We start from the raw sequence: 202 nt of genomic DNA, 5'->3' as shown, positions 1-202 counted from the left end.
ATACCTGGCGGTTGGTGTGTGCCTTCTTCTGTGTCTTTAATTTCATTACCTTCGGTATCAACATATCGTGTTACTTGGAGTTCTGGTACTTCCACTTGGGGCGCTTCATTTGGAATTTCATGTTGAATTCGGTCATATACATATGTTGTGATGCCATCTTCTTGCGTCATTCTTGATGTATATTCCCATTTATCTCCAATAA

At 39.6% G+C, this 202-nt stretch carries 1 protein-coding gene; it reads right to left on the bottom strand.

The annotated features are described in order from the left end of the window. Positions 1-202: hypothetical protein (locus tag CD128_RS11140; RefSeq protein ID WP_231917324.1), on the bottom strand; the 202-nt coding region annotated here is incomplete at both ends.

The sequence above is a fragment of the Staphylococcus croceilyticus genome (assembly GCF_002902575.1).
Lineage (GTDB): Bacteria > Bacillota > Bacilli > Staphylococcales > Staphylococcaceae > Staphylococcus > Staphylococcus croceilyticus.
This window is presented reverse-complemented; position numbering and strand designations above follow the sequence as displayed.